The following is a 10,970-nucleotide window of genomic DNA, read 5'->3' on the forward strand; positions in this document are numbered from 1 at the left end:
GAAGCAAAAGGTTTTGGTTTTATCGAGCAAGAGTCTGGCCCTGATGTGTTTGCACATTTTAGCGCAATCTCTGGCGACGGTTTTAAAACCCTTGCTGAAGGCCAACGTGTACAGTTTACTGTTACTCAAGGTCAAAAAGGCCCACANGCTGAGAACATTGTTAGCATTTAACATGTTTTAAATAAATGCGTTTTTTAACGCATTTATTACTCCCTTAGTTACCTTCTATCAGTATTACTAAAGCCCCTTCAAACATTTATTTCAGTCTTGCTTGAGCATAACTCCTGTATTGCCTACAATAGCGCACAATATATTCTATACAGATCCCTATTATGACTGATACAAATAAACCTGAATTACCTGATCAACTTTCTATTAATCCACGCAGCAAATTTTATGTAGAAGAAGTTTTTGAACATGAAATTGGTATTACACTTAACGGCAAAGAACGTTTTGACGTTGAAGAGTACAGCATTAGCGAAGGTTGGATTAAAGTAGCAGCACCTAAAGCGTTAGATCGCCGCGGCCAGCCATTACTTATGAAAGTAAAAGGCAAGGTAGAAGCGTTTTACAAATAGGTTAAACCTTATTTAAAAGTAAGCGACTCCTTTGGGCAGTCGCTTTTTTTGTATCTATTAAAAAGTATTGAGCTTTTTTCATGTTAAACCTGATGAAGTTTCACTATATTTTTAAGCAAAACATGTTTGAATGACGCCATATTATATAGAACAGCGGAAGCTTATTATGAATAAAGTAATTATTTTAGATGGTGGCATGGGCCGCGAACTTAAGCGCATTGGTGCTCCGTTTACGCAACCCCTTTGGAGTGCACAAGCACTTATAGAAGCGCCACACTTTGTCACTCAAGCACACACTGGGTTTATAGACGCTGGCGCTGAAGTAATTACTGTAAATAGTTACGCATGTGTACCGTTTCATTTGGGCGAAGCGCTTTATAATTCACAAGGTGCCGCGCTTGCTAATCAAGCTGCAATCATTGCAAAAAAAGCAGCTCAAAGTGCACAGCAAAATGTAATGGTAGCAGGTTCGCTTCCGCCGGTATTTGGCTCTTACCGCCCGGAGCTATTTGAACCTAAACGTGGTTTTACTATTTTAAATACACTTTATGACGCACAAAACGAGCATGTAGATTTATGGATTGGCGAAACTATTTCAAGCATTGAAGAAGCGCATGTAATGGCAAGTGTACTTAAAAATTCAAACAAGCCATGCTATTACGCATTTACTTTAAATGATGAAGTTAGCGAACAAGCAACCCTGCGCTCAGGTGAATTAGTAACTGACGCCATAACAGAACTACTTGAATACAATATTGCTGGTATTTTATTTAATTGCTCGATCCCCGAAGCAATAGAACAAGCCTTGGTAGATACTAATAAGGTCGTGTCGAAACTTAATAAAACCGTGGCGTTGGGCGCCTTTGCAAACGGCTTTACACCTATTGCCCATGACTATCAAGCCAATCAAGGCTCGCAAGCGTATCGCGATATTTCACCTTCAGAATACCTAGACTTTGCAAAAAAATGGCACAACCTAGGCGCAAGTATTATTGGCGGCTGCTGTGGTATAGGCCCAGAATTTATTGAAGTACTGGTAAGCTGGAAAAAGGAACTCAAAAACACTTAGCGTTATTGGTTGTGATTTTATTGCAACCAATCAAGCCCTTGTATTGCTGTAGTAGGAAATGCTGTTGCATGGCTAGCGCCCTCAATAACCACACTTTTTAATTGTATGTTGTCACTGTTAAGTGCATTAATTTTTTGTACCAATTGCTTGGTACCCTCAACCATATTTTGTCCTTCACCAAAAGCAGGGGTTTCCTTTGCTCCCACCGATATATAAACTTTTATAGGCACTTTAGGTTTATTTGCTTGTAGCGCTAAGATTGCGTTGCTATCAAACCAATCAGACGGGCTACCAATAATATAATGGCTAAATAAATCGGGCTCTGTAAATAAAATAGTGGCACCTAATAAGCCGCCTAGCGAGTTACCTATGTAGGTTTTGTGAGTGTGACTAGCTCGGTAGTTTTGCTCAATATAAGGAAACACAGTGTTTTTAATAAACTGAATATGGCCTTGCGCATTACCTGTTTGTTTTTTCCAATCTTTTGCAAAGGTAGGTGTGTAGTCTCTTATTCGACTAGCTGATCCAATAGAGCCTTTTTCGTAACCAATGGCGACAATAATCGCCTGCTGCATTTTGCCGCTATTCATAGGAAACCGTGTAGCCCCTGCCACTATAGGGAAGGTATACGGCGCATCGGTTAAATAAATAACGGGGTATGTTTTATTTAGCTTATTTTTATATGACTTAGGCAATTGAATGTAAACAGGATAAACGCGCTTACTGGACAGTTCGGTTAGTTGAATAACGCTACTTCTAGGAATTTCGTAAGGCGTATTTGCACTTAATTTAAAACACGTTAATACACAAAATAATAATAACCATTTTAAAGGAGAATTAGTTTTCATATTAGGAGTCAATTCTTTTTAATTCGCTGCGCACAGGGAGGTCTTCGGGTTGGATTAAATCCCAAACCAAGCCTAGTTTTTCTAGCTTTTTAAGTACTAGCCAACCAACATCTAATTGACCTTTTTCCAATGCAAAATTGGCTGAACCAGGAAATGCGTGATGGTTGTTATGATAACTTTCACCCATTGTTAGCAACGCAGCAAAAGGGACGTTATAACCTTGAATACGCGCTTGGTTTACATGCCAATGCTTTTGACCAATATTATGTGCCAAGTAACCTATCAGCCAATGGCCTATAATTGAGATGCTTACTCTCACGCATATACCCCAAATAACCCAAGATATACCTCCTAACAACAATAGTAAAAACGCTAAAGGGAGCTGTTGTAACATCCATGTTTTATCCATCCAACTATACACTCGACTTTCTATTACCTTAGTTTCTATATTAAATGTAGGTGAATTATTTAATCTAATATCGTAAAAAAGTTGCCAACAAAAGTCTTTCCACATAGGTTGCTTATGGCCAAAGTAATCATGACACGCAGGTTGTCGCTGCGCCCAGTCGCGCATATCATGGGTTTTAATCATACCAATTGGCCCAGCTAAACCCACAATGACACCTAAGTGTACAAAAAAGTATTCAAGCCAAAGCGGGCATTTATAACTCTTATGTATAAGCCTGCGATGCATACCCAATGAGTGTCCCAAACACAAAATGATGCTCGTCGTTGCAATAAATACCAGCAGCGCACTGAATGAAAATGTATACCACCCACCTAAAACGGCAGTTAATAGCATACCGCCAACCCATAACACCTTTATTGGAGATAAAACTACATCCCCGACGCTAGCATTACTTTGCTCACTAGTTATAACTCTTTCATTAGTATACATTGCGGCCCTAAGCTGTTTCAGGAATGAATAATTCACTTAAAAGCATATCTGCAGTTTGTCCAATGGCATATTTTTGAAGTGGACCAAAATACCAAGCAGGATCTAAAAATCGATAATAATAAATAGTCAGCATCACTTTTGTATTTTCATTATCTACTTTTATAAACCGGATTTCGGTCCCTTTTAGCTTTAGATAATTACTTATGTAGCTTGTATCTTCTAAAAAGGTGGTACGAATATAGTCATCTTCAACTTGAGTTAACTCAAGTTTCATATGCCCTTTGTGGGTATTTGTTACAAACCAACGATGATAAGTAAAATCAATATTATGTACATCTCCCGCCGATAATGTACCTGCATCTATATTGTTGGGCATAGGGAACAAACTTAACAGCCAATTACGCTCTATATTTAAATGCATTGGCTCAATAAGCTTATTTTTTATTTCTTCTGGGGTAGCGCTGATAACTATATTTTTAGTTATTGAATATTCTCTTTCAAAGCTAGTACTTGGCACTACACCTTCAAATGCACTTAAAAAAATAACGACAGGTAAGATATGAGCGTAATATGACCCTTTGTTTCTACTCTTTAAATAGCAGGATAGAAGCTGAAATAAGTACATAAGAAATAATACGCCAAAGTAAATGGGCATAAACATGATCACACATACAAAGCCTTCAAATAAAACAATCGACGTGCCAAACATAACAATTAACGACCACAATACTAAATGTCCGTAATACCGATTTAAGCTTGGTTTTTCAGGCTTTTTAACTATGTACAGCAAAGCAACAGATACAAAAAAAGGGACGCCAACATAGAGCAAAGCGGTTCGGTCAAAGTTATAAGACATTAGTGCGCGAATGAGCAGCGAACAAACACCTATCAATAGTAGGATTAAAATATTTCTGCGCCGTTTACTTATATGACTAGGAGCTTTATTTTTCTGTGTTTTTACCATTACATACCCTGCATATTTTAATTTGCTATGAATACGTAATAATTGGCTTTATACCAAACAAACATGATCCATATGCCATTTTTATATTTCCAAAAAGCCTCTACTTAATGTGACTTGCAACCTATAAAAACCTAAATACATAGTTAAAGCAAGAAATTAAAGACAATAAAAAAGACGCAAATGCGCCTTTTTAAAAATATAATATGCTGATAATTATAAGCAATTACTATAAAACCTTACTTAGAACGATTTCGCCAACCACTCCATGCATCATCTTCTGGGTTAACTTTGTTTTTCTTCTTTTTCTTACCTGTGCCTTCAGGCTTTGCCATTGGCTTTTCGTTTTTAAGTGCAAGGGCCGCATCAAGGTTCGCTTGGTTAACCGCAAAACCGGTTACTTCTTCACGCTCTAAGCGCAGTTTGTTTTTCTTTTCGATTATTTTAAAGTGATGAAAGTCTTCATAATCAATTAACGATAATGCTAAACCCACTTCACCAGCACGGCCGCTTCGGCCAATACGGTGCATGTAATCAGCAGGGCTACGCGGTAAGTTAAAGTTAATCACAACAGGCAATTTGGCAATATCTAAACCACGGGCGGCAATGTCGGTGGCAATTAACACCTCTATTTCGCCATCTTTAAACTTTTCGATTACTCGGGTACGTTCACTTTGGCCTTTATCACCATGGAATACTTGTGCGTTAACGCCACGTTTTTCAAGCTTACCTGCTAAGTGCTCACAGTCTTTTTTAGCGTTTACAAAAATAAGTGCTTGGCGCCATTGATGCTGCTTAATTAAATGCGCTAAAACCGTGGTTTTCTCACCTTTATTAACCGTAAATACGCGCTGAACTAAGGTGCTTTCGTCTTTGTTTTGAACTTGTATTTCAACTGGGTTAGTTAACAGTTCTTGCGTTAATTGAGTGACTTGCTCTGGGAAGGTTGCTGAAAACAACATAGTTTGTTTTTTAGTAGGCATTAACGCTAATAACTCAGCAAGCTCTTCGGTAAAGCCAAGGCTTAACATGCGGTCGGCTTCATCAAGTACTAAGGTTGTTACTTTATCGAGCTTAATAGCATTGCTTGAGATTAAATCGAGCAAACGCCCTGGCGTTGCAACAATAATATCGGCACCGCCGCGCAGAGCCTGCATTTGTGTATTAACCGACACCCCACCAAACACCGCGACCGTTTTAATTGCGCCATTAAAGTTAGCAGAATACGATTTAACGCTATCGGCCACCTGCGTTGCAAGCTCACGCGTCGGTACCAAAATAAGCCCAGTTACAAAGTTACCTTTGCTCGCTGCTTTTTTAGCGCCTTGCTCTAAAAATAGGGTTTGTAGCATAGGCAAAGCAAACGTTGCTGTTTTACCTGAGCCAGTATTTGCCCCCGCAATTAAGTCACTTCCCGCCAAAATACTCGGAATTGCTTGTGCCTGAATAGGTGTAGGTTGTGTGTATTCAAGATCAGACAATCGAGCAATTAGCTCTGGAATCAGGCCAAGTTCGTTGAAATTGCTAGGATTTGCGGCAGAGGTCATAAAATATGCGGGCTCATTACTAAAATAGCCTGCAATTTTAGCGTATTTATTGCCCGTTAAGTAGGGGTTAGTGATTTTAATGTGGTTTTAGAAAAAGAGAAAAGCTGTTACTCCCTTTTCTCTTTAAATATATAACAATCGAGTTGGATTAAAAAGTGGTTATGTTTCGTCTTTGCCTAAAGCTATTTGTAGTCTAGCTTTTGTTTCTTTTAAGTAATTTATATAAGGATATGAGTCGTCTGCAATTGCTAAAGCAGACTCCACCTGCTCAAGCGCTTGGCGAGTATCCCCTTGCATTTCATAACCGTAGGACAATGCCGAAAGCGCATCGACTGATTTTGGGTGGTTTTTTATATTGTATTTAAACACTTCGATAGCATGGGTAAACTGCTTGCTACCCGTTAAGTTATAACCGAGTGATCTAACAGCGCGATCCGGTGGCGCAATCTGCTCGCCCCATTGTTGAGATAATGTTTGATAGTAAGCATCGACAGAGGCTACATCGTCAGTTAAAGCACTTATAGACATTTGTTTAGGTAAAAATAAGTTGTAATAAGCATTAAATATACCTGCAGCAGAGGTTAAACCGTGCGAGATGCCATCAAACGCATCACTATAGAAGCGCAACCCTCGCACTTCATGTGATTGCAGTGATTGCTGTAATTCATCGTACCTTTGACGCATTATGCCGGCTTCTTCGCCTATATTGATATAAACGTAGTTATTCAGGTTTTTTGATTTATTGATGAACGACTTAGTCGTCTTTACAGATGCGCCATAGTTCCACCAAACGGCAGGGCTGTAAGCAATATGCGCTTGAAATAGTTCGGGCTTTGCCTGCAACGCATATAGCGCAAATACACCTCCAGCAGATGCGCCAGCAATCACTTTATAATTGTGCGTACGATAACTTTTATTAATCAAGGGTATAAGCTCTTGCTCTATAAATGCTAAAAACGTTGCTGCGCCACCGCCTTCACCTACCGGGCCTTGTGGCTCTTTATTAATTGTGGGGTATAAATCTCTTAAGCGATTGGTGTTTTCAATAGCGACAATAATAACCTCTGGCGCACGATTATCATTTTGTAAACGCTCAATAACAGCGCTGGCAAGCGGTATATTACCCGCGCCATCTAAGCGATAAATGACCGGATAAACTTTGTTTGGATTAGCTTGATAACTCTTTGGAAGCTGGACTACAACTGTGCGCTCTTCGTTTAAAACGGCTGATTTAATAGTATGTGTTTGTTGCGTATAACTAATGGTTTGCTGTTTTAAATCAGGCTCTGCAAGTGTGCCACTAGAATAAAATATAAATAAACTACATATAAAAACAGCGGTTAATAAACGCATGACTAATCCCTTAGAAAATAATAAGTTATTAAAGCTAACAGACTTTTAGGCACAAAAAAAGCGCCTTAAGCGCTTTTTTAACATTAATAAAAATCTATAACCTTTTGATTTTACTCAACAGTAACCGATTTAGCTAAGTTACGTGGTTGGTCAACGTCGGTACCCTTAATTACCGCTACGTAGTACGACAACAGCTGTAATGGCAATGTGTAAACAATTGGCGCAATAATGTCGTCAGTGTGGTTTACGTTGATTACACGCATTGTGTCGTCTGACTCAAAGTGTGAATCTTTATCTGCGAATACGTAAATAATGCCGCCACGTGCGCGTACTTCTTCTACGTTTGATTTAAGCTTTTCTAATAGCTCATTGTTTGGCGCTACAACAATAATTGGCATATCAGCATCAATAAGTGCAAGTGGGCCATGTTTTAGCTCGCCCGCTGCATAAGCTTCTGCGTGAATGTACGAAATCTCTTTAAGCTTAAGCGCACCTTCCATTGCAATTGGGTATTGCGAACCACGGCCTAAAAACAGTGAGTGGTGTTTATCGGCAAATTCTTCTGCAAGGTCTGCAATACCATCAGCTAGTAGTAATGTTTCTTCAAGCTTGGCGGGAAGTACTTTTATAGCATTTACAATGGTGCTTTGATCAAGCTGTTTTTCTTGCGCTATAGACGCAGTAAGCATTAACAAACCAACTAATTGTGTTGTAAATGCTTTAGTAGAAGCTACACCAATTTCAGCGCCTGCTTTAGTCATAAAGGCAAGGTCAGATTCGCGCACAAGCGATGAACCCGGTACGTTACAAATGGTCATTGAGGCCATGTAACCTTGCTCTTTAGCTAAGCGTAATGCCGCTAGCGTATCGGCTGTTTCACCCGATTGTGAAATAGTCACAAGTAGGCTGTTTTCGTGTACATACGATTGGCGGTAACGGAACTCAGAGGCAATCTCAACATTACAGCTAACGCCTGCAAATTGCTCAAGCCAGTAACGGGCAACCATACCTGAGTGGTATGACGTACCACAGGCAATAATTTGCACATGTTTTACATCTTTAAATATTTGCTGAGCGCTGTCGCCAAAGGCGTCAATTGCTACGCGGTCATCGTTTAAACGCCCTTCAAGGGTATTACGTACCGCAAGTGGTTGCTCGTAAATTTCTTTTAGCATGTAGTGGCGGTAGTCGCCTTTGCCTGATGCGTCTTGCGTGATGTTTGATTCAATCACTTCACGCTCTACAGCGTCGCCGTTTTCGTCAAAAATTTCAACAGTATCGCGGGTAATGCGGGCTACGTCACCTTCTTCTAAAAATATAAAGCTACGTGTAACAGGTAATAGTGCTAGCTGATCAGAGGCAATAAAGTTTTCGCCAAGGCCTAAACCTATAACCAGTGGGCTACCTGAGCGCGCTACGATGATTTCGTTGTCGTTTGCTTTATCAAATACAACTGTACCAAACGCACCTTCAAATTGCTTAACCGCAGCTTGTACTGATGCTAGTAACGTAGTGTGTTGCTTACGAAGCTTATGAATTAAGTGCACCATTACTTCGGTATCGGTTTCAGACAAGAACTCGTAGCCCTCTTCTTTAAGCGATGCGCGTAGGCTTGCGTGGTTTTCAATAATACCGTTATGCACAAGTGCTAGCTGATTGTTTGATACATGCGGGTGAGCGTTCTCTTCAGTAACACTGCCGTGTGTTGCCCAGCGAGTGTGTGCAATACCTGTATGACCGCTGACGCCTGCTTTCTCAAGTGCAGCTTCTACGTTTACTACTTTACCTACAGCTTTTACAGTATTTAGTGTAGAGCCTTCTAAAAGTGCTACACCGGCAGAGTCATAGCCACGGTATTCAAGACGTTTAAGGCCTTCAACTAAAATTTTGTTTACTGGACGTTCTGCAACTGCCCCAACTATTCCACACATAGTGTCTCCATTAATTTTTTAATTCTAGTAACTCGCTTTGTAGTTACTAATCAATAATCTCTGCACAAATTAGTTTTACACCACACGCCTCAATCGCTTTGCGTTTATCATCTGCTAAGCCAGTATCGGTTATTAAAGTGGTTACTATTTTCCACGGTAATTCTAAATTTGGTATTTTTCGGCCAATCTTATCTGATTCAACCATTACTATTACTTCACGGGCTGCTTTAGCCATTACTTGGCTTAAGCCGACTAGTTCATTAAAGGTAGTCGTGCCGCGCTTTACATCTATGCCATCTGCACCAATAAATAATTGATCGAAGTCATAAGAGCATAATACGTTTTCGGCAACTTGCCCCTGAAACGACTCAGAATGTGGATCCCATGTACCACCGGTCATTAAAAGTGTTGGCTCGTTTTCAAGTGAAAGTAAACGGCTCGCCACTTTAATCGCATTGGTCATTACAACTAACCCGCGTTTATTTGCAAGTTCTGGGATCATTGCGGCCGTAGTGCGCCCGCTATCAATAATAATGCGGTTATGATCTTTTATAAGTGCAGCTGCAGCCTTAGCTATAGCTACTTTGCGCTTTGAGTCTATCTCGTCACTTACAATTTCTTTAGGCAGTGCAATAGCTCCACCATAACGGCGCAGTAACAAGCCGCTTTTTTCAAGCGCGGTTAAATCTTTACGAATGGTTACTTCAGATGTTTGAAACTGCTCAGCGAGCTTTTCAACAGCCACTTCACCTAGCTCATTTACCTGAGTAAGTATTAAATGACGGCGTTGCTGTGTGTTTCGTTTAGTCATAAAGCTCGTAAATTAAGTTTCGTTTCGAAAGATATGTAATTCTAAACGAAACTAGTTAAATGGCAAGTGAACGAGCAAAAATAAAGCAGCTTTCAACGAGTAATAATAAAGGTAAAATAGCTTTAGCACCTTTTAACTAAACAAAGAAACCCTAATGCAGCCATTTAATAGCTTAAACAAAGAGCTTTTAGCCCTACGTAAACAAACAGGCGAAATATGCCGACTCTTTAATAAAAGCCCGAGTAAAGGCAATTTAAAACGTATTAAAGAGCGATTCGCTCAATGCGGTGAAGGGGTAATTATAGAATCAGGTTTTCATTGCGATTATGGTAATCAAATAACTATTGGTGATCGTACTTTTATAAACATTAACTGTACTGTTTTAGACGCCCCAATTAATGAAGCTTCAATTACAATTGGTGATGACTGCTTAATTGGTCCTAACGTGCAGTTGTTAGCGGTATTTCATGCTGTTAACCCTACACAGCGACTCAATAAAGAAAACTTTGCATCACCTATCACAATAGGTAATAACGTGTGGATTGGCGCAGGCGCTATTATTTTAGCAGGAGTATCTATTGGGGATAACAGTGTAATAGGTACTGGCTCGGTCGTTACCAAAAGTGTAAAGGCGAATACAGTTTTTGCTGGTAATCCAGCTCGACAAATAAGAGCATTATAATCAATGTGTTTTTAGGGTCAGGAGTCACATTGAAATGCTGCACTATCATGGCCAATGCATTGGATAGCCAAAACACTATTCACAAAGAGGCGCTTCGCTTACGGTGTTTTTCAAGTTAGTTGTCGCATCAAGTTAAATTTTATGCCGCCCGCACTTCTTCTTTTTTCTCTGGATTCAAATTTACTTCCTTGATCATCGTCCAATCTCTAGACTTTCCTGACCAACGACTTGGATTCTGTAATTTCGCCATTTCATTAACCCGATGGCGCTTCGCTAGGATCGCTTTATCTAA

At 39.8% G+C, this 10,970-nt stretch carries 11 protein-coding genes; 4 read left to right on the plus strand and 7 right to left on the minus strand.

The window, feature by feature from the left end:
• The 3 genes from ATS71_RS13290 to ATS71_RS13300 all read left to right on the plus strand — a co-directional run.
• The coding region (locus tag ATS71_RS13290; protein ID WP_235591486.1) for a cold-shock protein at positions 1–146 on the plus strand (146 nt) is incomplete at both ends.
• Between the two features lie 186 nt (positions 147–332).
• The gene (locus ATS71_RS13295) at positions 333–578 is read left to right on the plus strand and encodes a DUF3297 family protein (protein ID WP_006792550.1); all 246 of its coding nucleotides are present in this window, start codon (positions 333–335) and stop codon (positions 576–578) included.
• A 166-nt stretch (positions 579–744) separates the two neighbouring features.
• Positions 745–1,647, plus strand: a complete 903-nt coding sequence (locus ATS71_RS13300; RefSeq protein WP_058405259.1) for a homocysteine S-methyltransferase family protein — start codon at positions 745–747, stop codon at positions 1,645–1,647.
• Between the two features lie 17 nt (positions 1,648–1,664).
• Here ATS71_RS13300 and ATS71_RS13305 read toward each other — a convergent pair whose 3' ends face one another.
• The 7 genes from ATS71_RS13305 to ATS71_RS13335 form a co-directional block, all read right to left on the minus strand.
• On the minus strand, positions 1,665–2,495 hold the full coding sequence (locus tag ATS71_RS13305) for an alpha/beta hydrolase (protein ID WP_058405260.1): 831 nt from the start codon (positions 2,493–2,495) through the stop codon (positions 1,665–1,667).
• Position 2,496: 1 nt separating this feature from the next.
• Positions 2,497–3,393 carry an acyl-CoA desaturase gene (locus tag ATS71_RS13310; RefSeq protein ID WP_058405261.1) on the minus strand — a complete coding sequence of 299 codons (897 nt, stop codon included), beginning with the start codon at positions 3,391–3,393 and terminating at the stop codon, positions 2,497–2,499.
• A 7-nt stretch (positions 3,394–3,400) separates the two neighbouring features.
• Positions 3,401–4,249, minus strand: coding sequence for a hypothetical protein (locus ATS71_RS13315; RefSeq protein ID WP_058405268.1), 849 nt, complete (start codon positions 4,247–4,249; stop codon positions 3,401–3,403).
• A gap of 344 nt (positions 4,250–4,593) precedes the next feature.
• Entirely contained in the window at positions 4,594–5,901 is a 1,308-nt protein-coding gene (locus tag ATS71_RS13320; RefSeq protein WP_058405262.1) for a DEAD/DEAH box helicase, read from the minus strand.
• A gap of 159 nt (positions 5,902–6,060) precedes the next feature.
• A complete protein-coding gene (locus ATS71_RS13325; protein WP_058405263.1) occupies positions 6,061–7,254 on the minus strand; it encodes an alpha/beta hydrolase-fold protein in 1,194 nt (397 codons plus the stop codon).
• Between the two features lie 110 nt (positions 7,255–7,364).
• Positions 7,365–9,185 carry a glutamine--fructose-6-phosphate transaminase (isomerizing) gene (glmS, locus tag ATS71_RS13330; RefSeq protein WP_058405264.1) on the minus strand — a complete coding sequence of 607 codons (1,821 nt, stop codon included), beginning with the start codon at positions 9,183–9,185 and terminating at the stop codon, positions 7,365–7,367.
• Positions 9,186–9,231: 46 nt separating this feature from the next.
• Positions 9,232–9,996, minus strand: a complete 765-nt coding sequence (locus ATS71_RS13335; RefSeq protein ID WP_058405265.1) for a DeoR/GlpR family DNA-binding transcription regulator — start codon at positions 9,994–9,996, stop codon at positions 9,232–9,234.
• Positions 9,997–10,150: 154 nt separating this feature from the next.
• Here ATS71_RS13335 and ATS71_RS13340 point away from each other — a divergent pair, with 154 nt between their 5' ends.
• Positions 10,151–10,678 carry a sugar O-acetyltransferase gene (locus ATS71_RS13340; protein WP_058405266.1) on the plus strand — a complete coding sequence of 176 codons (528 nt, stop codon included), beginning with the start codon at positions 10,151–10,153 and terminating at the stop codon, positions 10,676–10,678.
• Positions 10,679–10,970 lie beyond the last annotated feature (292 nt).

The organism is Pseudoalteromonas sp. H71 (genome assembly GCF_001468485.1).
In the GTDB taxonomy this organism is placed as follows: domain Bacteria; phylum Pseudomonadota; class Gammaproteobacteria; order Enterobacterales; family Alteromonadaceae; genus Pseudoalteromonas.

Bases quoted from the DNA above. Each gene is read 5' to 3' on its own strand.
- ATS71_RS13295 (WP_006792550.1), top strand. From the start codon at position 333: ATGACTGATACAAATAAACCTGAATTACCTGATCAACTTTCTATTAAT.
- ATS71_RS13300 (WP_058405259.1), top strand. From the start codon at position 745: ATGAATAAAGTAATTATTTTAGATGGTGGCATGGGCCGCGAACTTAAG.
- ATS71_RS13305 (WP_058405260.1), bottom strand. From the start codon at position 2,495: ATGAAAACTAATTCTCCTTTAAAATGGTTATTATTATTTTGTGTATTA.
- ATS71_RS13310 (WP_058405261.1), bottom strand. From the start codon at position 3,393: ATGTATACTAATGAAAGAGTTATAACTAGTGAGCAAAGTAATGCTAGC.
- ATS71_RS13315 (WP_058405268.1), bottom strand. From the start codon at position 4,249: ATGTCTTATAACTTTGACCGAACCGCTTTGCTCTATGTTGGCGTCCCT.
- ATS71_RS13320 (WP_058405262.1), bottom strand. From the start codon at position 5,901: ATGACCTCTGCCGCAAATCCTAGCAATTTCAACGAACTTGGCCTGATT.
- ATS71_RS13325 (WP_058405263.1), bottom strand. From the start codon at position 7,254: ATGCGTTTATTAACCGCTGTTTTTATATGTAGTTTATTTATATTTTAT.
- glmS (WP_058405264.1), bottom strand. From the start codon at position 9,185: ATGTGTGGAATAGTTGGGGCAGTTGCAGAACGTCCAGTAAACAAAATT.
- ATS71_RS13335 (WP_058405265.1), bottom strand. From the start codon at position 9,996: ATGACTAAACGAAACACACAGCAACGCCGTCATTTAATACTTACTCAG.
- ATS71_RS13340 (WP_058405266.1), top strand. From the start codon at position 10,151: ATGCAGCCATTTAATAGCTTAAACAAAGAGCTTTTAGCCCTACGTAAA.